Annotated in this window: 18 protein-coding genes; 11 read left to right on the forward strand and 7 right to left on the reverse strand. The window is 54.7% G+C overall.

The annotated features are described in order from the left end of the window. Positions 1-18: 18 nt before the first annotated feature. The 6 genes from AC2IBB_RS04085 to pilG all read right to left on the reverse strand — a co-directional run bounded on the left by AC2IBB_RS04085 (position 19) and on the right by pilG (position 12,648). The gene (locus tag AC2IBB_RS04085) at positions 19-8,163 is read right to left on the reverse strand and encodes a hybrid sensor histidine kinase/response regulator (RefSeq protein ID WP_486331636.1); all 8,145 of its coding nucleotides are present in this window, start codon (positions 8,161-8,163) and stop codon (positions 19-21) included. A gap of 11 nt (positions 8,164-8,174) precedes the next feature. Beyond that, complete coding sequence (locus tag AC2IBB_RS04090) at positions 8,175-9,068, reverse strand: CheR family methyltransferase (RefSeq protein ID WP_486331637.1); 894 nt, start codon at positions 9,066-9,068, stop codon at positions 8,175-8,177. A 64-nt stretch (positions 9,069-9,132) separates the two neighbouring features. After that, complete coding sequence (locus AC2IBB_RS04095; protein WP_486331638.1) at positions 9,133-11,199, reverse strand: methyl-accepting chemotaxis protein; 2,067 nt, start codon at positions 11,197-11,199, stop codon at positions 9,133-9,135. Between the two features lie 77 nt (positions 11,200-11,276). Further along, a complete protein-coding gene (locus tag AC2IBB_RS04100; RefSeq protein ID WP_486331639.1) occupies positions 11,277-11,822 on the reverse strand; it encodes a chemotaxis protein CheW in 546 nt (181 codons plus the stop codon). 18 nt (positions 11,823-11,840) lie between these two features. Beyond that, complete coding sequence (gene pilH, locus AC2IBB_RS04105) at positions 11,841-12,203, reverse strand: twitching motility response regulator PilH (protein WP_011394527.1); 363 nt, start codon at positions 12,201-12,203, stop codon at positions 11,841-11,843. Between the two features lie 58 nt (positions 12,204-12,261). Then, the gene (pilG, locus tag AC2IBB_RS04110) at positions 12,262-12,648 is read right to left on the reverse strand and encodes a twitching motility response regulator PilG (protein WP_011394528.1); all 387 of its coding nucleotides are present in this window, start codon (positions 12,646-12,648) and stop codon (positions 12,262-12,264) included. 381 nt (positions 12,649-13,029) lie between these two features. Here pilG and gshB point away from each other — a divergent pair, with 381 nt between their 5' ends. The 8 genes from gshB (at position 13,030) to AC2IBB_RS04150 (ending at position 19,384) form a co-directional block, all read left to right on the forward strand. Then, positions 13,030-13,998: a glutathione synthase gene (gene gshB / locus AC2IBB_RS04115; protein WP_486331640.1), complete on the forward strand. Its 969-nt coding sequence runs from the start codon at positions 13,030-13,032 to the stop codon at positions 13,996-13,998. Positions 13,999-14,004: 6 nt separating this feature from the next. Further along, complete coding sequence (locus AC2IBB_RS04120) at positions 14,005-14,898, forward strand: energy transducer TonB (RefSeq protein WP_486331641.1); 894 nt, start codon at positions 14,005-14,007, stop codon at positions 14,896-14,898. A gap of 94 nt (positions 14,899-14,992) precedes the next feature. Further along, entirely contained in the window at positions 14,993-15,550 is a 558-nt protein-coding gene (locus AC2IBB_RS04125; RefSeq protein WP_486331642.1) for a YqgE/AlgH family protein, read from the forward strand. 43 nt (positions 15,551-15,593) lie between these two features. Next, the gene (gene ruvX, locus AC2IBB_RS04130; RefSeq protein ID WP_486331643.1) at positions 15,594-16,070 is read left to right on the forward strand and encodes a Holliday junction resolvase RuvX; all 477 of its coding nucleotides are present in this window, start codon (positions 15,594-15,596) and stop codon (positions 16,068-16,070) included. Further along, a complete protein-coding gene (gene pyrR, locus AC2IBB_RS04135; protein ID WP_486331644.1) occupies positions 16,054-16,569 on the forward strand; it encodes a bifunctional pyr operon transcriptional regulator/uracil phosphoribosyltransferase PyrR in 516 nt (171 codons plus the stop codon). The genes ruvX and pyrR overlap by 17 nt, the downstream gene beginning before the upstream one ends. 58 nt (positions 16,570-16,627) lie before the next feature. Further along, positions 16,628-17,632 carry an aspartate carbamoyltransferase catalytic subunit gene (locus AC2IBB_RS04140; RefSeq protein WP_486331645.1) on the forward strand — a complete coding sequence of 335 codons (1,005 nt, stop codon included), beginning with the start codon at positions 16,628-16,630 and terminating at the stop codon, positions 17,630-17,632. Beyond that, positions 17,629-18,924, forward strand: coding sequence for a dihydroorotase (locus AC2IBB_RS04145; RefSeq protein WP_486331646.1), 1,296 nt, complete (start codon positions 17,629-17,631; stop codon positions 18,922-18,924). The genes AC2IBB_RS04140 and AC2IBB_RS04145 overlap by 4 nt, the downstream gene beginning before the upstream one ends. Before the next feature lie 76 nt (positions 18,925-19,000). Then, positions 19,001-19,384: a ComEA family DNA-binding protein gene (locus AC2IBB_RS04150; RefSeq protein ID WP_486331647.1), complete on the forward strand. Its 384-nt coding sequence runs from the start codon at positions 19,001-19,003 to the stop codon at positions 19,382-19,384. A 116-nt stretch (positions 19,385-19,500) separates the two neighbouring features. Here AC2IBB_RS04150 and AC2IBB_RS04155 read toward each other — a convergent pair whose 3' ends face one another. Continuing rightward, positions 19,501-19,776 carry an HU family DNA-binding protein gene (locus AC2IBB_RS04155; RefSeq protein WP_011394537.1) on the reverse strand — a complete coding sequence of 92 codons (276 nt, stop codon included), beginning with the start codon at positions 19,774-19,776 and terminating at the stop codon, positions 19,501-19,503. Between the two features lie 341 nt (positions 19,777-20,117). On the opposite strand from AC2IBB_RS04155, the gene AC2IBB_RS04160 reads away from it, so the two are divergent. The 3 genes from AC2IBB_RS04160 (at position 20,118) to AC2IBB_RS04170 (ending at position 24,458) form a co-directional block, all read left to right on the forward strand. Then, a complete protein-coding gene (locus AC2IBB_RS04160; protein WP_486331648.1) occupies positions 20,118-21,209 on the forward strand; it encodes a hypothetical protein in 1,092 nt (363 codons plus the stop codon). A 54-nt stretch (positions 21,210-21,263) separates the two neighbouring features. Further along, on the forward strand, positions 21,264-22,283 hold the full coding sequence (locus tag AC2IBB_RS04165; protein ID WP_486331649.1) for a putative solute-binding protein: 1,020 nt from the start codon (positions 21,264-21,266) through the stop codon (positions 22,281-22,283). Positions 22,284-22,367: 84 nt separating this feature from the next. After that, complete coding sequence (locus tag AC2IBB_RS04170) at positions 22,368-24,458, forward strand: TRAP transporter large permease subunit (RefSeq protein ID WP_486331650.1); 2,091 nt, start codon at positions 22,368-22,370, stop codon at positions 24,456-24,458. The last annotated feature ends 66 nt before the right edge of the window (positions 24,459-24,524 follow it).

The raw sequence follows: 24,524 nt of genomic DNA on the forward strand, positions 1-24,524 counted from the left end.
GCCTGCACTGACATCCAGTTATTCCACTAGTCGTTCTATCGTCTCAAGCAGAATTTTTTCCTGGAAGGGTTTACCGAGATATTCATTAACGCCGATAGACAGCGCGCGCTCGCGGTGTTTTTGTCCGGTACGTGAGGTGATCATAATGATCGGTACATCTTTCAGGCGCTCGTCGTGACGCACCAGACTGGCCACCTCGAATCCGTCCATACGCGGCATTTCTATATCCAGCAGCATGACGTCCGGCTTGTGGTCCTGTAGCAGGGCGATTGCGTCCACACCGTCTTTGGCGGTGATGACTTCCATGCCGTTCCGCTCCAGCAGACGGGAGGTAACCTTCCGCACCGTAACCGAGTCGTCCACCACCATAACGGTAGTTGGACCGGCCGTTCCACGCGCAGGCTCCGCCGCCGGCTTGAGCGTCGGCGTGACGCTGGGAGCGAAGTGAGACATATCGCTACGAATCAGCGCCGGCAAGTCGAGAATCACGACCACGCTACCATCCCCCAGGATCGTGGCGCCGGAGACGCCGCGCACGGAAGAAAACTGCGAACCGAGGCCTTTTACTACGATCTCACGGGAGCCCATCAAGCTGTCCACCTGCAGGGCTAGAGGCTGATCGCCGCCGCCGCGCACAAGAATTACCGGTAGCGGCAGAGGCTGTCCCTGCAGTTTCGGATGGTGTTCGCTTTTCAGCAGGCTGCCGAGATACTGCAGACGGTATTTCTGGCCGGCGTATTCGTACAGCGGCGCGTTGGGCTTGTAGTACTCTTCCAGCTCATACGTGCTGACGCGAACGATACCTTCAATCGTGTTCAACGGAATCGCGTAATAGTCTTCACCAGTGTTCACCATCAACGCCCGGTTTACGGACACGGTGAATGGCAAGTGGACGATAAAGCGCGTGCCGTGACCGGGCTTGGAGTCGATGGTGACGCGTCCGCCCAGCTGTTTGATTTCGCTTGCTACAACGTCCATTCCGACGCCGCGTCCAGAAATCTGCGTTACTTTCTCCGCGGTGCTGAAACCGGCCTGGAAGATGAACTGCAGCATATCGTGGTCGCTAAGGTGCGTATCTTCGTCGATCAGGCCGCTCTTAATGGCCTTACGTCTGACCGCATCGACATTGATGCCGGCGCCGTCGTCAGAAAGAATCAGCACAACGTCGCCGCCTTCACGGCCAACCGATAGCTCAATGCGTCCGGTTTCCGATTTGCCTTTGGCGCGACGTTGCTCTGGTATTTCCACGCCGTGGTCGATCGCGTTACGCAGCATGTGCTCCAGGGGCGCCAGCATGCGCTCCAGTACGGTACGGTCCAGCTCCCCTTCCGGGTTATACACTTCAAAGTCGGCTTTTTTGCCAAGCTCTGAGCTGACCTGCCGGATAATACGGCGCAGCCTGGGTACGATGGAGGTGAACGGAACCATGCGGGTTTTCATCAAACCTTCCTGCAGCTCCGTATTGATACGGGATTGCTGCAGCAACAGAGTTTCCGCGTCACGGGCTTTATCCATCATGGTTTCGCGAAGGTCTGTCAAATCCGAGGAGGACTCGCCCAGCGCTCGCGATAACTGCTGAATGGAGGAGTAACGGTCCATCTCCAGCGGGTCGAAGTCTTCGTATTTGACGCCGCCTTCTTTTTCCATACGGAACAACACCTGGGCTTCCGTCTCCATGTCCATCCGGCGCAACTGCTCTCGCAGCCGGTCGATGGTGGATTGCATCTCTTCCAGAGTGTAGGTGAAGTCACTGATCTGTTGTTCTAACAGACCGCGGGTAATACTGGTTTCGCCTGCGAGGTTAACCAAGTTGTCGAGCAGGTTGGCGGAGACCCTTACCGTTTCTGCGGCCGCTTGACGCTGCGCCGCCGGTTGTATGGACTGCGCTTCAGGTTTGGCGGGATCGTCTTTCTTGATAGCGGGAACGGACTGTTCTCGCTGCATCTGCACCATGCGTTCCGCCAGGGCTTCCGGCTCGCTTTTCGGCGTTTCCGCCGCAGCGGATTCCGCCTCTGTTTCCTGCTGGCTGCTGTAGAAGTTTTTAACCTGACCGATTTCGCTCTTCAGGCGATTGAACAGAATTTCAATCTCGCTGCGCAGAGAGTCATCCAGCTCATGTTTGTGGTCATAGGCTTCTTTGACGATGGACTCGATTTCCTGCGCCAGGTCGCCGATGTTGGTCAATGTGGCCAGACGCGCTCCGCCTTTCAGAGTGTGCAGAGCGCGGGACATGGAGTCCGCATGCACGCTGTTGCGGGGTTCACGGGTCCAGTCGTTGAACTCGCGTTCCAGACTCGCCTGCAGTTCATTCGCTTCTTCTACGAAGACCTGCAGTATTTCCGGATCAACATCCAGTTCAAACTCTGATGTGGGCAGTTCCTCGCCGCTGCCGACTTCTTTCAGCTCGCGGATCAGCTCATTGGGAACTTCCGGTTGCTCCAGTTGTTCAATCTGATCCAGTAGACGGCCGATATAGCGGATGGAGCGGTCCACTAACGTGATCAGCTCGTCAGGCACCTGATGCTTACCGTCGACAACGCTTTCCATACGCTCGGTCAGCGCTTCAGTGAGAGCATGTACGCTGTCGATATTGGCCAGCTTGGCGCCGCCATTCAGGGTTTGCAGGTCCCGAACCAGCTCTTTCGCTGGAGTGATGTTATCCGGGTTGGCCTTCCAGCGGTCGAAACTGTCGATAACCGCGTCCATGATGTCCCGGGACTCGTCCAGGAAAATGCCGCGCAGATCTTCGTCGCTGGTTTCCTGAACCGATTCCTGCAGTGACAGCTGTTCGCGTTCGATGTCCGAAATAGTGTCTTCGCGATCATGAGGGCCTTTTGCGGCCAGATCATGTTGCGCGCAGTATTTGATGACTTGCTGGGCGAGATCGTTAGCCGCACGCACAGGAGTATTGTTGGTGACGCTGTCCACCATGTCCGCCAAGCGGTCATGACAGGCCAACATCAGGTCAGACAGGGACGGCTCAGCGAGAAAACGTCCTTCTACAATGCCTTCGAACAAGGTCTCCAGTTCGTGGGCCAGGTCGCCAATAGGCTTGATTTCCGCCATGCGCGCGCCGCCTTTCAGCGTATGCAGGGCGCGCTGCAGCTCTTTCACGTGCTCAATGTTGTCAAGCTCGCTTAACCAGCTCTGCAGGTTGCGGGCGGTGGAGTCCACCAGTTCGTTGGCTTCTTCCAGGAAGATGGAGACCAGTTCCTGATCCAGTCCACTGATGTCGTAGACCGGGTTTTCAATTGGCGCCTCTTCAACCGGCGCTGGCACCGCCGTGATCTCTTGTTCAGCTTCAGCAATGCTTTCCGGCGCTATTGTCTCCTCGTCCTCGACTGGGGCGGGAGTGGCTTCAGCGGCGGCGTCCGCGTCAGGATGCGCATCGACAATATAGTCGTCTTCGCCATCCGCATAGTGATGACCTGCGCCCTGCGCCATATCGTGTACGCGGCCGATCAGATCCCGCGCAGGGGAGGCCACTTGATTCTGGGCGACGGCGTCCACCATGCCCGCCAAGCGGTCGTGACACTCCATCACCAAACCAACCATTGCCGGTTCTGGCGCCAGACGGCCTTCCGTCATTCTTTCAAACAGCGTTTCCAGCTCATGAGCCAAGTCGCCGATGGACTTGATCTCCGCCATTCTGGCGCCGCCTTTCAGCGTATGCAGGTCACGTTGAAGCTCTTTCAGGTGCTCCAGGTTTTCCAACTCTTCAGACCAGTGGTGCATGGTCTCGCCAGTACGTTGGATAATGTCCTGAGCTTCCTCCAGGAAGATTTCGACCATTTCTGGATCAAGAGGAGCGACCTCTTCAAGGACAGGAATTTCTTCCTCTTCGCTCAAATCCATCGTCGGCAGGCTGGTTTCGTCAAAGGAAACCTCTTCGCCTTCATCCTCATCTTCCGTCGAGCGTTCACCGGACAGGTAAGCGTGCAGGGCGTCGATCAAATCCTGTGCGTCGTTACAGGTGCGCGTGGCGGTGACGGAGTCCACCATACCCGCCAGCGTGTCGTGCGCCAATAAAGACAGATTGCTGGCTTCTTCATCTGGGGTGATTCGCTGCTCTACGATGCCTTCAAACAGGCTTTCCAGCTCATGGGCGAGGTCGCCGATGGGGGGAATGCCCGCCAGTCTGGCGCCGCCTTTCAACGTATGAAGGTCGCGCTGCAGCTGTTGGACTAACGCAATGTTGTGCAAATCCTGCGACCATTGCTGCATGACGTCAGCGGAAGATTGAATAATGTCCTGGGCTTCCTGCAGGAATACATCCGCCAGCTCTGGGTCCAGTTCATACACCACTCCGCCGGAAGCAACCGGCGCGGGCGTTTCTTCGATATCTTCGACGAGTGGCGCAAGAGGCGCTATGTCCTCTGGCTCTTCGGGCAACCCGATGTCGAAGTTAATATCTTCGGCGAGATCGTCTTCGTCGGCCTCTTCGATAATCACATCGTCAAGCAGAGGAATGTCTTCTTCGACAGCGACTTCCGTCACCGTCGGTAGATCTTCGGAAGGCGCGGCCTGCTCAACAGGTTTTGATAGCGCGTAGAGTTCTTGAATCAGTGAGGGATCGGGCTGTGTGGCGAGGCCCGCCGCAACCTGATCCATCATGCTGATCAGCACATCATGCCCGCGTTTGGCGATAGAGAAGAAGCGATCGTCGGCGTTAGCGCCGCCAGCTTCAGCGAGTTCGTAGGCGGTTTCCAGCGCGCGGGATAGCTCAGCGACATCTTCCAGTCCAGCTACTTCTGCGCCGCGTGACAAAGTCGTTAACTCTGAGACCAGCTTGTGCAGATCGTCTTTGGAGTCAGGGTCCAGACTCCACTCGTTAAGAATACGCTCGGCGTCGAGCAGAATATCTACGCCTTCCGTCAGGAACAGGTTGATCAGCTGAGGATCGGGCTTACTGGTAGCCTGTAATACATCGCTCTGCGCGGCGTCGGTCAGGATGCGGTTACTGACTTTGGCCAGCTTCGCCAGGTACTCGTTGGCGCCGTCCAGTGGTTTTAGCGGACTGCTTTCGATCTGGTCCAGGCCGCGACGCACAAAGCCTGCGCCTTCCTGCAACAGCTCGCAAATATCTCTGTCTACGCTGATTCCGCGAGCGCGGGCTTCTTTCACAAACTTTTCAAGAGGCACGACCACGGCCGCGATAGGCTCAATGCCAGCCGTATTGGCGCTGCCCTTGAGCGTATGCATGGCGCGGGAAATTTCGTCTGTAATCGGCGTAGGCTCGCCACTTGTGGCGGCTTTGGCGGTGAACGTCGCCAGTGTTTCTAGGTGGCTTTCTGTTTCCGCCTTGAAAATATCCTTCAGCGCCGGATCAATATCCAGGGTCGGCTCGCCACTGGTTTCGGCGGATGCGTCTTGATCCAGCTTCAATGGTTTGGGGATTTCGCCTTTTGCGATAGCGTGAGCCTGATCCATATACGGCTGGGTATTATGGCTGGGCTTACGGCGCAATTTGAAATCGTCGACCAGATCAGGAAGGATCTTGGTCACGGCCTGCATCAACTCGCCAATATCCTGGCTCATGAAAATGGCGCCGTCGATGATTCGGTTCAGCAGATTTTCAATGGACCAGGCCAATTCGCCAACGAGGGTAGCGCCGACCAGGCGTCCGCTGCCTTTCAAGGTGTGGAAAGCGCGACGGACTTCGATCAAGGCTTCCTGATTGTCGTAGCTGGCCAGATACGAGGGCATGTACTGCCCGATGGTGTCGAGTACTTCCGCTGCTTCTTCAACGAAGATTTCGATGATTTCGTCATCGATCATGTCATCGTCGTCTTTCTCCTCCAGCTCGGGGACCTCAATGGTTTCAGCTACAGGCTCGGGAGTTGTCGGCGGTTCAACAGGCGCTGGTTGCGCTTCTTGGAGGAGAGGAGGTTCCGGCTCGGAAACAGACTGAGGTTCTTCAACAGGCGCAGGCTCTTCCTTGGGAACTGACAGATCGATATCCGACGCAGCGCTTTTATCGCGGGAGAGACGACGCGCTGCCGCCAAGGCCTCGGCTTTGGCGACGAACTGGTCTACATCATTGATTTCCTGACCCGTCTTGAAGCGCTCAATCAGTTCAGGCAGCTTGTTGATTACGCCTTCCAGCAGTTCGAACATTTCCAGCGTGGCGGTAATAGAGCCGTCGATCACGCGGTTGAGCATGTTCTCCACACTCCAGGCCAGCTCGCCCAGTGTCGTGGCTCCGACCAGGCGTCCGCTGCCTTTCAAGGTGTGGAAAGCGCGACGGATTTCAGCCAGCGCAGCCTGATCGTCAGGGTTGCTTTGGAAGTTGGGGAAATAGTTATGAATGGTCGCGAGCACTTCTTCCGCTTCTTCGACGAAGATTTCGACGATTTCATCGTCGATAAGCTCTTTGTCGGAGGCTTTGTCACGGGAAGATTCGGGCGGCGCAGACATTGTAGGTGCGGTTCCCGCCACAGTTTGCGGGGCTATGGCGACCGCGTCGCCCACCGGATAGCCCAGTTGCGCCAGACTTTCTTCCGCAACCTGCAGAATCAGTTCGTTATCCTGGCTGCCTTCGCTCAGGCGCTCCAGGTAGTATTCAATACTGGTGATAGCGTCAGCCAGTGTGTCCAGCTGATTCCAGTCAGGGGATTGTTCGCTATCGAGCAGACGGTCCTGGATGTAGCGCGCGGATGCGTCCAAAAGATCGGCGGCGCGCTCCAACGGAATAATACGCAGCCCGCCGCGAATGCTCTGCAGCAATTTGGGCACGCTTTCGATTTCGGAGCGGTCCCAGTGAGAGGCGATATATTCGACAATATCGGTCTTCGCCTGCTCAAGGCCATTGCGCGCTTCACGAATAACGGCCTCGTGGGCGTTATCAACCTGCTCCTTCGGAATCGCCGCCCCGCCAGCATTGTCGCCGCTGCTGGCGCGTTGTGACCCTGCGTCGTCGCTGAAGCCGCTTAGAGTGGCCTCGACATATAGCAGAGCGCCTGCGATATCCATCAACACGTTGTCGTCAGGCGTATCGGTTCCCGAAGACAGGCTTTCAATCAGGTCGATCTGCTCCTGCACCACCTTGCGGGGGATACCCAGGCCGAGAACCGCCATCGTATTGGCGACCTGATGCAGACCAGGCAGTAGCTCCGCCAGGTCGCTGCTGTCTTTGAACTCGCCCCGGACGAACAGGTCCAGTTGGTCTTTAACCCGGGCCAGCTCTTCGTTAAGGGCTTCCACCACGGATTCAATGGCGCCTTTGTCCGGACCGGACATTTTCTGGCGCTCGATATCCACTTCCTCATCGCTGGGCAGCGCCTGATCGAGACGATAGTCGTCACGCACGCTTTCAATGGCGGGCGTGCGCGCTTCGGAGCGTGCGACGTAGTAAAGCAAATGCTTTAACAAGTCCTCAGGCGGCGCCTGCACCAGAATATCTATGTTCTCGTCAATGACTTTCTTAATGCGGTAGTCCAGCGCGCGCAACAGGTTCTTTATTGCGGACGACAGCTCGATGCCGTTATTCACCAGGGCGTCGATGAAGGCGTGGGCGACCCGCCAGATTTGTCCCTGGGCAGTATCTCGGCAGAGGGACTCGAGGCGCTTGAACACCTTGCCCATATAACTGAAATTGGCAGGCAGTTCGCTTTCGCGGATCACTCCGGCGAGGGCGAACTGATACATTTGCCGCAGCTTACGCAGCTGCATGATGACTTTGTCGTCGTGCAGGCGTTGATTCACTCCTGATGGCGCGGTGATACGCGCCATGGAAAGGTCAGGGGTGAATAAAGAGGTGTCAGAAAGCAGCGACTCTCCGCGAGAGGCGCGCAGGTCGTTCAGAATCGGCAGCAGAATAACGGGCAGGTCGCGCCGGCTTGACTGCAGGCGGTTAAGATAGTTAGGCAGTTGCAGAATCGCCCGCATCAGCACTTCGATAGCCTCATCGGGGTGCGGAACGGTTTCCTGCAGGACAGCCTGCGCCAGCTTCTCCATTTCCTCCGCCAACAAGGCGGCGCCATAGAACTCTACCATCTGCAGAGTTCCATGAACCTGATGTATATAGTTCAGACAAAAGCGTAATTTGGCGCTGTCTTCAGTGTTGTTGACGTAGTCCTCAAGCGCTAACTGCGCTTGCTTAAGTGTACTGTCGATTTCGCCCTTAACCCAATCAAGAGCTACATAGTCATGGTTGCCCGCCATAACTTCTCCAATTAACTGTTGCGCTCGTTTCGCCTGATAAAAGCGAGAGTTTTGTCACTTCCCACCCTCTGTAACAGGGGGTGGTTCCAGTCAACGATTTCTCCCAGGCCCAATACCAGAATGCCACCTGGCACCAGGCGTTCAGCCAAGCGGTTGAGAATCTCTTTCCGCCGCCAGCGTCTGAAGTAAATCAATAAGTTCTGGCAGAAAATAATGTTCATGCCATACATTGGCGCGTCTTTAAGGTTAAGCACGTTAACCCTTGCAAAACACACTCTCTCTTTCAAGCGTGGGATAACTGCGTAGAGATTCCCATTACGCTTTTCAAAAAATTTCTCTTTGCGTTCTTCGTTCAGGGTGACCAGTTTGCGTGCCGGGTAAACAGCGGTTCGAGCCTTTTCCAGCACCGGCGAGGAAATGTCCGTGCCGGTAACGCCGTAGTACTTGGCCAGCCCCAGAGTTTCAAGGCACTCTTCAATGATCATGGCCAGCGTGTAAGGCTCTTCTCCGGTCGAGCAGCCAACGCTCCAGGCTTCGATGGTGGACTTGGCCAGTGTTTCCACGGGCCGGGTCAGCAGATAATCTTTGACCAGTCCAAACGCATCTTCGTCTCTGTAAAACCGGGTTTCCTGAACCGTCAGCCGATCTACCAGGATGGCCCATTCGACGACGCCGGATGGACTGTCAACGATTTTGTGAAAGTACTCCTGATAGGAGGGGCAGCCGATTTCCCGCATCCGAATGCCCAAGCTGGTTTGCAGGAATGTCTTGCGCTGTATTGGCAGGTTCATTCCCGTACGCTTTTCCAGCAACGCCTGCCACCGGAAGAACTCCTGATCTTCCATTGGCGGCAGGGTTTTTAAACTCCATGATCCCTCAACTTCAGTGCCATCATTGATCGCCATAGTGGCGCCTTAGTCGTGTCCTTGCTGTTGTCGGACGATAGGTCATTGGAACATCAACACAGAGTTAGGCGGCGTCGACGTCCAAGTCTTCCTCGTCGCTGTGACCTACTTGGTCAGGCAGCTTGAAACCTGCTACGGAATTACGCAGCTGGTTGGCCAGTTCCGCCAGTTTACCGATAGACTTCGCGGTCGCGTTGGTACCGGCGGAAGTCTGGGAGGTAATTTCCTGGATAACGTTCATCGTATTGGAAATGTGACCTGCTGAAGACGACTGCTGACGTGCGGCGTTCGAGATGTTCTGGATCAAGTCCGCAAGGTTTTTCGATACGTTCTCGATTTCTTCCAGGGCGACACCCGCGTCTTGTGCAAAGCGTGCTCCACGAACCACCTCTGCGGTGGTTTGTTCCATGGAGATTACCGCCTCGTTGGTGTCGGTCTGGATGGTTTTTACCAGTGCTTCAATCTGCTTGGTCGCTGCAGAGGAACGTTCCGCAAGGCGCTGTACCTCGTCCGCAACAACCGCGAAGCCTCGACCTGCGTCACCGGCCATAGATGCCTGGATCGCAGCGTTCAGAGACAGAATGTTGGTCTGGTCGGCAATGTCGTTAATCAAGGATACGATATCTCCGATCTCCTGGGATGATTCACCCAGACGCTTGATCCGCTTGGATGTTTCCTGGATCTGTTCACGGATGTTATCCATGCCGCGAATAGTAGACTGTACGATTTCTGCGCCTTTCTTCGCGATCGCAACCGACCGCTCCGCAACCGCTGCTGATTCAGCGGCGTTAGAAGATACCTGGTCGATAGAAACCGCCATTTCGTTGATCGCGGCGGAAGCTCCGGCGATTTCCTGAGCCTGGTGCTCGGAAGCGTCAGCCAGATGCATCGCAGTCGCCTGGGTTTCCTGGGCTGCGCCCGCTACCCGCACAGCAGTTTCGTTAATGGAGGTTACCAACTGACGCATCTGGTCGATCGCGAAGTTGATGGAGTCAGCGATGGCGCCCGTGAAGTCCTCGGTTACCGTCGCCTCTGTAGTCAGGTCGCCGTCTGCGAGGTCGGCCAGTTCGTCCAGAAGTCGCAGGATCGCGTTCTGGTTCTGCTCGTTCTGAGAAGCCTCTTTTTCGTAACGCTTTTTAGATTCCTGAGAACCAATGTAGAAGATAATTAAGATCGCAACGATGATGAGGAACAGCAGGGCGTAACCCAATTCGTCACTAACCAGACGACCTTCAGCCTGAGTCTGGAATACTTCGTTCAATTTAGAAGTCTCGGTCAACAGCGCCTGAGATTTTTCAAAGATGTTGTTCGCGGCTTCACGCACCCGGAACAGTTCAGGGGACGTTTCAAGAATGGTGTCTACGTTTTCGTTAACGAATTCGAACAGTTCCGCGATGGCTTCCAGACCGAAGGTGGCGTCTTCGTCAGCCACTTTGGTGATGCCCATAACCTGGTTGCCTTCAACCATCCCGTTCAGTACGCGACCGAACAAGTTTACGTCGCGGCCGAAACGGTCTGCTGCGGTCACCGCGTCCTCGCCACCGGCGAGTACTTTGTTAACGCTTCGTACAATACGCTCCGCCAGCAGTGACTGACGCTGGGCTACTGCGACCTGGTCGGCGGGGGCGTTGTTTTCCAAAAGAATCTGTACAACGTCGTCATACTCAACCTGTAGCTGGGGAATGGTGTCGTTGAGTGTGATGGCGACTTGGTGCAACTGCAGAACGGTGTCTTTGGAGCCGAGGATCTGGTCCGCCGCCTCACGTACGTCGTCCCACAGGCCGGTTACGCTGGACATCTGCACGTTTTCAACTGCAGGCAGGTTGCGCTCAGGGTTGCCCTTGGTCAGGTAATCCCACAAGCGTTGGAAGTCGTCCCGGGAGCGGCGCAATTCTTCGAAAGCTTCCGATTTACCGTCAGCGGCCTCCGAGGAGTTCTTTGCGATCTCCTGAGATAGTACCCGCAGTTCGGAAGCGTAACTGATGTACGTCTTATCCTGACTCGCGTTAAGGTTTACCGTAAATATAACGTAGAGAAGGGCGATTACCGCCACAATCACCACGCCATACATGGCTAGCTGAATAGGGTTCGCACCCTGTCCGGACGAAGTTTTTCCAGATATTGATATCATTGCTTTGGCTCCCCAGCCTTTTCAACTCTAACCATCTAACAGCGTAGCAGACGCTGTATTAGCTGCGCAGCGATTTCTCACTGCGCTACGTTTATGAAATTGGAATCTGCCACCAGACTGGTCGTATCGAATACAATCCAGCGTTCGTTACTACGGGCGTAAAAGCCGCTTACATATGGTTTCAGCACTTCCGGGATGCCAGGCGCTTCCTTTTGGAAGCCGTCCACCGGGAAGTACTGCATGCCAAGCACGCCGTCCACAATCAGGCCGCTGAAAACATCGCCCTGCTCAATGACCAATACGCGCCTGTTTCTCGTGCTGCTGCGAGTTTGTTGCGGCAGCTCGAAGAAAGAAGTCAGGTCCATAATAGGAAGAAGCCGCCCACGTACGTTGGCGACGCCCTGCATCCAGGTTTTAACGCCCGGGATCTGTGTGAAACGGGGGACCGGGAGGATTTCAACCACCTCTCCCATTGCTGCGACAAAGTTGAGTCCCGCCAGAGAGAAACCGATTCCGTTCCATAACTCAATGACGTCTTCCTGCGCAGGCAAACCCTCTGCTAAGGCCTTGCTTTTGGCTTCAATCTCGGCAAGTACGGCAAACGGGTCCGTAGTAATTGACATGATAAAAAGTGGCTCCGCCTATCTGATGAGCTCGTTGATCGTGTTGATCAGATCGCTTTCATTGACAGGTTTGACCAGATAGCCTTTGGCTCCCTGACGCGTACCCCATACGCGGTCGGTCTCCTGGTCTTTAGTAGTGACGATAACCACCGGAATGTTGGCGGTTTCTTCCGCGCGAGTCAGCTGACGAGTCGCTTGAAAGCCATTCAGTCCAGGCATAACGACGTCCATCAGGACAAGGTCGGGCTTTTCCGAACGGGCCAGCGCGACGCCGTCCGCGCCGTTGTCGGCGGTTAAGATTTCGTGTTGATGCTTTTCCAATATGCTTGAGATCTTGCGGACCTCAGTTGGCGAATCATCTACGATAAGTATGCGAGCCATAATTCCCCCGAAAACTCATGTGTAACCCTGTAAAAAAGTGTAGCTTAATAAACTGACATCATTTCTTCGGCAAATGATTTCGAATTGTACCCAGTAGTTCGTCCTTGCTGAAAGGCTTGGTCAAATACTGGTCCGACCCCACAATGCGTCCCTTGGCCTTGTCGAAGAGTCCGTCTTTGCTTGAGAGCATGATAACGGGAGTGCTCTTGAATGCGCTGTTGTTTTTGATAAGCGCGCAGGTTTGGTAGCCGTCGAGCCGGGGCATCATTATATCGACAAAAATGATGTCCGGGTGAGAATCGGCGATTTTTGCCAAGGCGTCGAAACCGTCTGTCGCGGTAATTACAGTGCAGCCGACTTTTTTCAGAAGCGTTTCGGCAGTACGACGAATTGTCTTACTATCGTCAATCACCATAATTTTGAGGTTTTCAAAGTTATCTTCCATCTCAATATGGCCCTGGTAATGAGGTCATGTTTTCGTTGTGTGAGTCACTAATTCGGCTGGCTGATTTACGTCGGAAAGCGGCGTCAGACATGTTAATGGCTTTTTTAACATAGAATTACAACGCAATCTATAAGTAAATACTATTTATAGTTCAGATGCCCAGTAAGGCAAAGAAAATCTTTGTGTATAAATGTCACAAAACCACTAACGACCTTAACAATTGGAACCTGACTACCTTTTAATTAGCAGATTAGTACAGAAAATAAGATAGTACAGAAGTGGGCTTTAGGCCCGGAAAGTGGCATCATTATGCCCGCCCGTTGACCGGGCGCCCAGTTAATTTTTGCAACCGTCTTTTAACGCATTTAAGTAGGTGCGGATATGACTATTAGGTTGGGTGTGGTGATGGACCCCATCGCCGACATCAACGTTAAAAAAGACAGCACGCTCGCGATGCTGTTGGCGGCCCAAAAACGCGGCTGGTCCGTGTACTACATGCAGCAGGACGACTTGTATCTGGAGCAGGGACGGGCCTATGCGCGGATGCGCACGTTGAAAGTGGCGGACGACCCCGCCACATGGTTTGAAATTCAGGATGAGTTCGTGGATGCGCTGGCGACGCTTGACCTGATACTAATGCGTAAAGACCCGCCTGTGGACAGCGAATTTGTGTTCGCGACCCATATACTGGAAGCTGCAGAGCGTGAGGGCGCGCTGGTTGTAAACCGGCCTCAGAGTCTGCGCGACTGCAACGAAAAGCTGTTCGCCACCCAGTTCCCCGATCTGTGTCCGCCTGTGCTGGTCAGTCGCGATGCGGCGCGTCTGCGTCGTTTCTTTGCAGAGCATGAAGATGTGGTGTTCAAACCCCTGGATGGCATGGGCGGCAAGTCCATCTTCCGGGTGAAAACCGGGGATTTTAACCTCGGCGTTATTCTTGAGACTCTCACTGACAATGGTCGTCGCCAGATCATGGCGCAACGCTATCTGCCGGAGATAAAGAGCGGCGACAAGCGCATTCTTATGATTAATGGCGAGCCGATTCCCTATGCGCTGGCGCGCATCCCCGCGCAAGGCGAAAATCGCGGCAATCTGGCGGTGGGCGGGAGCGGCGAAGGTCGTGAGCTGACTGAACGGGACAAAGAAATTTGTGCGCGGGTCGGACCCATCTTAAGAGAGAAAGGTTTGCACTTTGTCGGACTGGATGTAATTGGCGACTACCTCACAGAAATTAATGTCACTAGTCCAACCTGTATCAGAGAGTTGGATAAACTTTATCATTTGGATATAGCGGGACAATTAATGGATTACTTGTCGTCTTTATTAAAGTCACGTCGGGATATTGTTGTTTAATTAGATATGAGTGATAAGTCGCTTTCTTCTTCGGCTGCGGGAGTCACCGCTTTTGATCGCCTGGGTTTTTGCTTGTTTTTCGCTATCGCCGTGCATGCGGCGATTGTGTTGGGTATTACTTTCACTGTCGAACCGGAACGTCCTGTTCCTTTATCAGTAGAAATCACCCTGGCTCAATTTGACGATAAAGAAGAGCCAGAAGACGCGGATTTCCTCGCACAGTCGAATCAGAAGGGCAGCGGCTCTGAAGAAGATAAGAAGGAACTCACTACCACTGAGCAGGCTGACTTTCGCGATATAGAAACTCATGAAGTGGCGCAGTTGCAGCCTGAGGCGGTCAAACCTCGTGAGGCTTCCGCTGAGCGTCAGGTGGTTTCGAACAAAACCTCCGACCGTGTTATGAATATGTCGGAAAAGCCGAAGAAGGATGAATTGGAAGATGCGCCGCCGGAAGAGCGCAGTCAGTTATTGCAGCGCAGTTTGGAGATTGCGAGCCTGGAAGCGAAGCTGTCTGAACAGCAACAGGCGTACGCTAAGCGGCCCCGTGTGACGCGTCTGACCGCTGTGTCGGCGAGAAAGACCGCCAGCGCTTATTATATGGAAGAGTGGCGTCGGGAATTGGAACGCATTGGCAACATCAACTATCCGGAAGAGGCGCGCAAGCGCAAGTTGGAAGGCAAAGTTCGGGTCGCGGTGATCATCGAGCCTAATGGACAAGTGCAGGAAATCAATATTCTGGCTTCGTCCGGCGCCAAGATTCTGGATGACGCAGTAGTTCGCATTATTCGTTTGGCGGAGCCATTCCCTCCTTTTACCGAAGAGATGCGTAAAGAGTCGGACTTATTGGAAATCATCCGCACATTCTCCTTCGGAGAGCGCATGTACGCCACTGATTCATGAGAACTTTCCGGTTAATCCCATTGGATTTTTGCTGCATTGGGGTTAACTGGTTTATGCTTAGAACTATACAGGCAGTTAAAAAGGCCGCAACTGCATGAGTTCAAACATGTCTACATTACGCAATCAGTTTTTGATTGCCATGCCTCACCTGAAGGACCCTAATTTTGAAGGGACCATCAGCTATATTTGCGATCATAATGACGAGGGCGCCATGGGCATCGTCATCAATCGACCTCTTGATATCAAGCTCAGCGACATGCTGGCGCAATTGGAGCTGGGTGGAGAAGGCATCGCTATGCCTGTGTATTCCGGCGGCCCGGTGCAGATTGAGCGTGGTTTTGTCCTGCATTCACCTCTGGGCGACTGGCAATCCTCCATTGAGATTGCTCCTGACATCTGCATTACTACTTCCAAAGACATCCTGGAGGCCATGGCCCGAGGCGCTGGTCCCGACCGCACTTTGGTCGCGCTGGGTTATGCAGGCTGGGGAGCTGGCCAATTGGAGAAGGAGATCTCCAACAATTTCTGGATCACCTGTCCCGCTGACTCCGCGATCATTTTCCGTACGCCGGACAGTGAGAAAGTGGTCTCTGCGCTAGGACGGGTGGGTATCGATTATCACCGTCTCTCGTCAATTTCCGGGCATGCCTGAAGCTATGGCGCAGAGGTCGTCCGGGAGGCGCAACGCATAATTTATGGCGACAGTGTTAGGTTTTGACTTCGGGCTCAAGCGTTTTGGCGCGGCGGTCGGGCAGTCGGTGTCAATGACGGCGTCTCCTCTCAAGGAAATTCCCGCTCAAGATGGCATCCCACGATGGGAGGCGATTGAAGCTGTGTTGGAAGAGTGGAAGCCAGCATTGGTAGTGGTCGGCGAGCCTTTGAATATGGATGGCAGCGTCAGTGAGATGGCGTTGCGCGCCAGGAAGTTCGCCCGGCGTCTGCACGGGAGATATAATCTGCGCGTCGAAATGGCCGATGAAAGACTTACCAGCAGCGAAGCCAAATCCATGGTGAGAGAACGGTACGGGCAGCGTGACTTCGGGCGCTATGCCGTAGACTCAATTGCTGCGGTCTTTATTGTGGAAAGCTGGCTGGAAAGCCATGCTGACAATTTGGACGCATTCCTTCATCCTCCTCGTAAACAAGGAAAACCTGATGACATCATTGATTGATGTTGACGCGGCCATGAGAGACATGGCCGAGAAGCTCAAACTGCTCTGCGCGGAGCGGAATATAGACAAGCCGGCGCTGGTAGGCATCCATACCGGCGGCGTTTGGGTGGCGCGGCGGTTGCAAAGCCTGTTGGGCTGGGATGGACCTGTGGGCGAGCTGGATATCTCTTTTTATCGCGATGACTTTACCCGTATTGGTCTGAACCCCAAGGTCAAAGCGTCTTCTTTGTCTTTCGAAACGGAAGACCGGGATGTGGTTTTAGTCGACGATGTGATTATGAGTGGCAGAACGATTCGCGCCGCGATGAACGAACTTTTTGACTTTGGCCGGCCGGCAAGTATCCTTCTCGTCGCGCTCATGGATGTGGGCGGTCGCGACCTTCCCATACAGCCGGATGTGGTCGGCGCCAGCCGACGGCTACAGTCTAATCAACGTGTGAAACTGCTGGGGCCGGATCCTCTGGCGGTGGAGCTGCGGGAGAAAACAGGCTCTCATTGACAACCTTAGCGACAAGTTCACACATGGGCGAAATCCATCAACCTGAGAATTGATTTCCATGCCTAGCATAGACGACGAACTCAGTCCCCTGCAGTTGAACCGGTTTCAGCAACTTCGACATTTTCTGACCATCGAAGGGCTGAGCCGGAAGCATCTCACGGACATCCTGGACACGGCGGACACCTTTATTGAAGTCGGCTCCAGATCAATCAAGAAAGTTCCTTTACTCCGCGGCAAAACCGTCGCCAATTTATTCTTCGAAGCAAGCACCCGAACCCGCACTACCTTTGAATTGGCCGCCAAACGTTTGTCGGCGGACGTTCTGAATATCAACATCACCACCTCCGCCACCAGCAAAGGCGAATCTTTGTCCGACATGCTGCGCAATCTGGAAGCGATGGCGGTGGATATGTTCGTGGTGCGTCACGCCCAGAGCGGCGCGGCGCATTTCATCGCCAAATCAGTAACGCCGCGTGTGTCCGTCATTAATGCCGGCGATGGGCGCCATGCGCACCCCACTCAGGCGATGCTGGATATGCTGACGATTCGACAGCACAAGCATAAGTTTGAAGGGCTGACAGTCGCCATTGTGGGCGACATCCTGCACTCGCGTGTGGCGCGCTCACAGATTCAAGCCTTGAACCTGCTTGGCGCCGAGGAAGTTCGAGTGATCGCGCCGGATACGCTGTTGCCACCCTATGTCGACCAATTTGGCGTCAGAGTTTTCAGCTCCATGAAGGAAGGCCTTCGGGATGCGGATGTAGTGATTATGCTGCGTTTGCAGAGAGAGCGAATGGAAGGCGCTTTGTTGCCCAGCGAGCAGGAGTTTTTCCGTCTCTATGGTTTGTCGCAGGACAAACTGGCCTTGGCCAAGCCCGATGCGATTGTCATGCATCCCGGACCGATTAACCGTGGAGTGGAAATAGAGTCCGCTGTCGCTGATGGCCCGCAATCGGTCATTCTGAATCAGGTGACCAACGGAATAGCGGTGCGGATGGCGGTTATGTCCATGGCGATGAGCGGCCAGATAGCTGAATTGACGGCGGATGAGGAGGTTGCGTGAGCGGGCGGATACTCATAAAGGGCGGACGGATCATTGATCCATCCCAAAGTCTGGACGCAGTGTCAGACCTATATATTGCTGACGGCGAAGTCGTTGGCGTCGGCGCAACGTCGGACGATTTCAGTGCGGATATGGTTATAGAAGCCGCTGGTTCCTGGGTGACGCCTGGGCTGGTGGACTTGTGCGCTTATTTGCGCGAGCCCGGTTATGAACATAAAGCCAATATCGGCAGTGAGTCGTTGGCGGCGGTGAAAGGCGGTTTTACAACTCTATGTTGTCCACCGGCGACATCGCCAGTCAATGACACGGCGGCGGTGACCAATCTTATCTATGATCAGGCGCTGATCGCTGGCAAGGCGAAAATACTGCCTATTGGCGCGATGACCAAAGGACTGGCCGGCGAACAGCTAAGCGAAATGCACGCACTGCGCGAAGCGGGCTGCGTCGGCGTATCCAATTTACGTTATCCTTTCCGGGATAATCAGGTCATGAAACGCTGCCTGGAATACGCCTGTTCTCAGGATATTACGGTGTTCGCCTGCCCGGAAGATTATGCGCTGGCTAAAGACGGCTGTGTACATGAGGGCGCGACCGGCGGGTTGTTAGGCCTAAGCGGGATTCCCGCCATTGCTGAAACGATGGCGGTGGCGCAATGGCTGATTCTTGCTGAGGAGACGGAAGCGCGGATTCATCTCGGGCAGCTGTCTTGCGCCAAGTCGGTGGATTTAGTGGCGGACGCCAAACGCAGGGGCTTGAAAGTCACCTGTGACGTGGCGTTGGCGAATTTGATATATACCGACGCAGTGATCAAAGACTTTAATCCAGCCTTTCATGTGCGTCCTCCGCTACGGCGTGAGGAAGATCGCAAAGCGCTGCTGAATGGCGTGAATGAAGGCGTTATAGACGCCATCTGCTCTCACCATCAACCCCATGAGAGCGCGGCCAAGCTAGCCCCGTTTGCGGAAACCCGCTCTGGTATGTCGGCGATAGAATTGGTGTTGCCGCAGATTTTGGCGTTGACGGCTGCGGGCGAGCTGCGCTTGGAAGCGGCGGTGCGGGCGCTGACCTACGGGCCTGCGCAGGTTCTGGGATTATCGGTGGGAGCCTTACGGACTGGAAGCCCTGCGGATGTGGCGCTGATTGACCCCTCTGAGAAGTGGCAGGTCTCGGAAAGAACCCTGTTGTCGAGAGGCAAGAACTGTCCATGGATGGATACGGAAGTGGTCGGGTTGGCGTATAAAACGATGGTGGAAGGACGTGTGGTGTATGACCGCTCGCTGATGATGGAGTAGCATTCCACGTTCACTTATTGGAGACGGTTGTCAGTTTTGACGAGACAATGACGAGTTGATTGAAGGAGGTTGGGAAATGGGATCTTTCATCCTGTTTATAGCGGTATTGGTTATCATCTATCAGTTATCGAACATCTCCCGCAATACTGCGGACGCATTGGATAAACAGGTGGCGTTGCAGTATGAAATCGTCGCTGTCGAGAAGCGTCTGGATGAGTTGACCGAGTTGCTGAGCGCGCGGCAATCTGAGGGTGAGCTGGAGGGCGAAGCCATTGCCGATGAGCTGGTCAACATTAACCACGCGACGCTTAAGCAGCTGACGACTTTGCCTAAAATTGGCCGCGCTACGGCTCAGAAGATTGCTGAAGCGAGGCCGTTCTCTAAACCGGAAGACCTGAAGCTGGTGCAGGGGATCAATGAAGATATCTATGCGGACTTGGCGGAAAAAATAACGGTTTGAGTCCGTTGTTTAAAATCTTCTGATCCTTCAGGTCTTCTTGAACTTCTGCGGCGGAAGCGCCCTGTTCCTGCCTGTCCGGACGTAAAACATGCAGGGTGGGGCTTCCGCCGCCTGTATTATTTATTGACCGCGTCCTTCAAGAGCTTGCCAGCCTTGAATCCAACGGTTTTGCTGGCGGGAATTTTAATGGCCGCCCCAGTTTTAGGGTTCTTACCTGTACGTGCGCTCCTATTGCGCTGACTGAAAGTTCCGAATCCGATCAGTGAGACGGTTTCATTACGGGACACCGCGTCGGCTATTTCATCGGTTAACGCGTTCAGTACCTCCGCAGCTTTGCTTTTCGACAAATTCGTGCGTGCTGCAATCGCTGCGGCAAGTTCAGGTTTGCGCATACTCTTCTCCTATCGGGTTTGTATTGTTATTGGTGGCGAACGCTGTGAGCCGCAGTCCTACAAACCCTGCTTCAGGCCCAGCGCTCCTTTAGTTATAGCGGCTCCCGGGGCCCTGTCAAATGCGCGGCGGCGTAATTTCTGGCTTTTTTAAAAGAGGCTCTGGTAACGGTATTTATTGTTTTTTGTCTTTTTGTTCCAAATTTATTGCGCTTTGTGTCGTTCATCTCACAAAAAACCTCTCACTTTGTCCATAATCTGGCCGGTCCTAGGCATAAACCCCTATGCTCGCTTGGCTGCGGCGACATCGAAGAATAAAGACAAAAGGCAACTGGGAGGTTTTTGTGAGCCCACACTTCTTGAGGTTTTCACCCGCGCTTTCGTGCTGCGTACAAGCTGTCAGCGACGCCCGTCATCTGTTATTCGGAAAAGGCGCGCTGATTCTGGCGGCGACTATGATCCTCGCTGGATGTGGCGCAACGCGCAATGTGATGTACAAGACCACTGGCGACGTTATGGTGGGCTTTGCGCAGGAGCATCAGACGCCCTTTGTCCTCAGCACAGATGACGTTTCTATGAACTGCGGCATGTCAGAGGCTTTGGCGCCGATGTTGATGTCCTTTGGTCGCGTCCGCGATGAACCCCACTCTCTTGCTGTCATGATTTACGGCTCCGCTGGTATGTGTGCGGAGTCCCGCGCTCTTGATGAAGAGCTGCGTTATATGCGCGCGATCCGGGATCAGAATGCAGCGGAAGCTGAGGACGCGTTGATCGCGCAGAAGCGCTTCAACACGTTGGCGGCCAAGCGTAACTATGAAGCTTATCAGCACCTTGTCACCCAGTATGGCGAGCCCGGTGGGGCCTGTCCGGAGTTGGAGGAGGACTATGACGAGTTTATCTGGATGATGGGGATGATCGCAGGTTTGCAGGCGCTCAATAACGAAATAGCCTCTGGCGCGGGGCTTGGCGTTCCAAAAAATATTGCTGCGAAAGTCGAGCGGTCTGCGTCCTGTGTGGATGACGATAAGTGGTGGGGAGCGCCAATGGCGATTCGCGCCACAGTATGGTCCATGTTGCCCGGAGCTGAGCCCAAGGGGGAGAACGCGTCCCTGCGACTCGCGGCGGCAGCGAAGAAGGGGGAGCGCGCGGGCGTGCGTCTCGCCCATGTTTTTCAGGCCCTGGCTGCGTATGGCAAGGGAGATATGGACGGGGTAAAGCAGGTCATCCGCGCTCACGCCAGGTCTAAGGCCCACAAAGAGGCTCCGCCTGATGCGCGTTTGTTGGATGAACTGGCGACGACGATGCTGACAGGATTGTCTGACCGTATGTGGACTGAGCATACCGGCCACCGCACCCCGGTAGGCGCGTTGGGCAAGTTCTGGGACGACAAAAAACAAACCACGGCGGAGACTGTGGATCTCAGCGATATTCTGTAGCTGACGAGAGCTTACGGGACTGATCTGAACAAAGCGAATGACTGGGAAATTAAAATGAAAACAAGGGCGATAAGAAAACAACTGGTGGTTCTGACCTGCGCCGCCGCCATGTCTCTGGCGGGTCTCGCCAGCGCGGAAATGGTGGAGCGTTCGTTCTGCGTGTTTGATCCGATAGGGGCCAACGGTCCACTGTTCAACATCATGAAGACGGCGAAGCCATCTGCGCTGGGTTGGGGTGTGAACCTGGATTTACGCGCTTACACCGACGAGAAGGTCGCGGCGGAGGATTTCAAAGCCGGGCAGTGCGACGCCGTGCTGCTGACAGGCACTCGCGCCAGGGAGTTCAATCGCTTTACCGGCACCTTGGAAGCGATGGGGGCTATCCCGGGCGATGAGGAAATGAAATTGCTGTTGCAGACGCTTAATCAGCCGAAAGCGTCGGCGTTACTGACGCAAGGTGAGTTTGAAGTGGCGGGCATTCTACCTGCTGGCGCTGTCTACCTGTTCATTCGCGACCGCTCCCTGGATTCCGTCGAGGAGCTGCAGGGTAAAAAAATTGCGACGTTGGATTATGACAATGCGGCGTTAACGATGGTTCGCCGTGTAGGCGCCTCGGTAGTGAGCGCTAACTCCAGCAACTTCGCCGGTAAGTTCAACAATGGCAATGTGGATGTCGCTTATGCGCCGGCGGTGGCGTATACCCCGTTGGAGCTTTATAAGGGGCTGGAGCCGGATGGCGGCGTTTTCAATTACAAGCTGGCGCAGATGAATTTCCAGATCATTATTCGTCAGGAGCGTTTCCCGGAAGGCTACGGCCAACTGTCGAGGGAGTATGCTGCAGGTCGTTATGAGGAAGCGTATCAACTCATCCGTGATGCGGAAGCGGAGATAAAGGATGAGTATTGGATGCACCCGGCGGCGCAAAAGCTGGAAGGCTATGACAAATTGCTGCGCGAGGTGCGCATTGCTTTGCGAGATGAAGGCGCATACGACGGCCGCGCGCTGACGCTGATGCGTAAAGTCCGTTGTAAGACCCATCCCACCGCCGCGGAATGTGTGGAAAACCTCGAATAATTCGCACCTGACTGATCCGGCATTGGTGTAGAGCCCCGGAAGGTAGTGGGCGGTCATTGAACTTCATCTGGAATGCACTAAATCATGAGTGGTTCTCTAGCCTATGAGTCCGGCATAGCCATTGGCCGGACCAAGCGGGAGTGGTTTTTATCCTTTCCGGTTTGTCTGCTTTTGGCGGCGGTGGTGGCGTTCGGCGCCGCCAGCGATATCCACAATAAAATTCTGCAAATGGGGCAGGCGATCTGGCCGGGATATTACGAGCTGCGTACAGAGCCGTCGGCGCCGGAGTGTAATCCTGACCCAGATATTGAGTCCGAGCTGCAGAGGCTCATTGCGCAACAGCAAGCGCCCGCCGACGACCTAGGGTTGTTCGAGCCGGATCCTGTCGACCCGGGGGTATTGCGCGCGTCATTACTCAACGCCAAAGCGGCGTGCATCGAGAAGCATCAGCGCTATGAGTCCGCCAGGGATCGCATCACACCAAGCCTGAGGATGTTTCGGGCTGGAGAGTTGTTTGTGGCGGACGTTATTGCGTTCGGACTCACTTCTCAGCGCTTTATTCTGGTCATTCTGGTGCTGATCTGCGCCGCTACCGCGACGGCGGGGCGTCAACATATCGCCATGCGGCCTATGGCGACGGCGCTGGATCACCGTGTTTCCACCGCGCTGCAGCTGATCGCCAACGGCATGCTGTTTGTATCGTCCTGGTCTTTCCGTGAACTTGGAGTATCCCATGGCGGCGAATCGCCACAGCGGGATGCCTTGCATCTATTGTGGATGTCCGGATTTGGCGCTCTGACTCTGATGAGCCTCTGGCAATTGATCAAAACGCCGGATGACGCCAAGCCAGGGGGCCGCCTTTGCGGAGCGTTACTGAGCGTGCCGTTGTATACCACCATGTGCCTGATATCTGGAACCTACTTCATGTTGGAAGGCCATGTGGCGGGCGTCGGTATCTATCTGGATAAAATGATGGACTTATCCGACATGTTCCTGAATGTCGGATTGTATGTCTGGATTGGCATGATGCTGAAGCAGACGCGCCTCGCCAGTCTTGTGTTCAACCTGTTTCATCCTTGGAAGATGCCTCCAGAAATGCTCGCCTTTGTGGCGATCGCCGTCGCAGCCATACCCACAGCCTACACTGGCGCTTCAGGCATATTCGTGATCGCGGCGGGTTCGGTGATTTATCTTGAACTACGCAAAGCCGGAGCGCGTCGCCAACTGGCTTTAGCGGCTACCGCTATTTCCGGTAGTCTCGGCGTTGTGCTGCGTCCATGTCTGCTGGTGGTGATCATCGCTTATTTAAACAGGGAAGTTACTACTGACCAGCTATTTGGGTGGGGCGGTAAGGTGTTTGTGCTGACGCTGATGCTGTTCGCCGTCTTCAGCATGACGATAAACCGGAGCAGTTCGCTTTCTCTAGCGCCGTTTCGTGTGGCGGCGCCAGCGATGCTGGCGGCGGTAAAACCATTGATACCGTACATGCTGGCGATTAGCGCTGTGGCCATAGTCTATTCCTGGGGGCTGGGCGTTAGCCTCAATGAGTTCACCGCCCCACGCATACTGCCGGTGATGATGCTGGCTATCCTGGTTTATGAGCGCTATCGAAAGCCGAGCATGGCGGAAAGAAAAGAGTTCCCTGAAAAAGGGAAACAGGCTGGTTTCGAGTGGGCGCTACGCTCGGCGACAAATGAAACGACGACTCACATCGGCGCTTTGCTATTTTTGATGGGATTGTCCGTCAGCGTGGGCGGTGTGATAGAGCGCTCTGGACTGATGGAGCTATTTCCTCACAGTTTCGCCAGCGTTTGGATGGTGATGCTCATGCTGGTGGTGATTCTGGTGATCATCGGGATGGTGATGGACCCTTATGGGGCCGTTATTCTTGTCAGCGCGACCATCGCCAAAATCGCTTATGACAATGGCGTCGATCCCATCCATTTCTGGATGGTGACCCTGGTGGCTTTTGAATTAGGTTATCTAAGCCCGCCAGTGGCGCTTAATCACTTATTAACCCGACAAGTGGTGGGTGAAGAGGAAATTCGCTTGGCGCAACAGGAAGAAGGCAGCTTTTACCAACGCCACGAAAGGATTCTTATGCCTCTGCTGGTGTTGGGCGGCGCATTGATCATTGTGGCTTTCGGGCCTTTAGCTTATCAGGCATGGAGCTAGTCAGTTTCTGATGCGTTGACGGTAAAGCCCGGACATAAAAAAACCCGGCGAACCGGGTTTTTTTGA

Source organism: Hahella sp. NS-SX17 (assembly GCF_057367735.1).

What these genes read in the sequence shown, in the direction of transcription:
- AC2IBB_RS04085 (WP_486331636.1), bottom strand. Translation starts at nt 8,163, where the DNA reads ATGGCGGGCAACCATGACTATGTAGCTCTTGATTGGGTTAAGGGCGAA.
- AC2IBB_RS04090 (WP_486331637.1), bottom strand. Translation starts at nt 9,068, where the DNA reads ATGGCGATCAATGATGGCACTGAAGTTGAGGGATCATGGAGTTTAAAA.
- AC2IBB_RS04095 (WP_486331638.1), bottom strand. Translation starts at nt 11,199, where the DNA reads ATGATATCAATATCTGGAAAAACTTCGTCCGGACAGGGTGCGAACCCT.
- AC2IBB_RS04100 (WP_486331639.1), bottom strand. Translation starts at nt 11,822, where the DNA reads ATGTCAATTACTACGGACCCGTTTGCCGTACTTGCCGAGATTGAAGCC.
- pilH (WP_011394527.1), bottom strand. Translation starts at nt 12,203, where the DNA reads ATGGCTCGCATACTTATCGTAGATGATTCGCCAACTGAGGTCCGCAAG.
- pilG (WP_011394528.1), bottom strand. Translation starts at nt 12,648, where the DNA reads ATGGAAGATAACTTTGAAAACCTCAAAATTATGGTGATTGACGATAGT.
- gshB (WP_486331640.1), top strand. Translation starts at nt 13,030, where the DNA reads ATGACTATTAGGTTGGGTGTGGTGATGGACCCCATCGCCGACATCAAC.
- AC2IBB_RS04120 (WP_486331641.1), top strand. Translation starts at nt 14,005, where the DNA reads ATGAGTGATAAGTCGCTTTCTTCTTCGGCTGCGGGAGTCACCGCTTTT.
- AC2IBB_RS04125 (WP_486331642.1), top strand. Translation starts at nt 14,993, where the DNA reads ATGAGTTCAAACATGTCTACATTACGCAATCAGTTTTTGATTGCCATG.
- ruvX (WP_486331643.1), top strand. Translation starts at nt 15,594, where the DNA reads ATGGCGACAGTGTTAGGTTTTGACTTCGGGCTCAAGCGTTTTGGCGCG.
- pyrR (WP_486331644.1), top strand. Translation starts at nt 16,054, where the DNA reads ATGACATCATTGATTGATGTTGACGCGGCCATGAGAGACATGGCCGAG.
- AC2IBB_RS04140 (WP_486331645.1), top strand. Translation starts at nt 16,628, where the DNA reads ATGCCTAGCATAGACGACGAACTCAGTCCCCTGCAGTTGAACCGGTTT.
- AC2IBB_RS04150 (WP_486331647.1), top strand. Translation starts at nt 19,001, where the DNA reads ATGGGATCTTTCATCCTGTTTATAGCGGTATTGGTTATCATCTATCAG.
- AC2IBB_RS04155 (WP_011394537.1), bottom strand. Translation starts at nt 19,776, where the DNA reads ATGCGCAAACCTGAACTTGCCGCAGCGATTGCAGCACGCACGAATTTG.
- AC2IBB_RS04165 (WP_486331649.1), top strand. Translation starts at nt 21,264, where the DNA reads ATGAAAACAAGGGCGATAAGAAAACAACTGGTGGTTCTGACCTGCGCC.
- AC2IBB_RS04170 (WP_486331650.1), top strand. Translation starts at nt 22,368, where the DNA reads ATGAGTGGTTCTCTAGCCTATGAGTCCGGCATAGCCATTGGCCGGACC.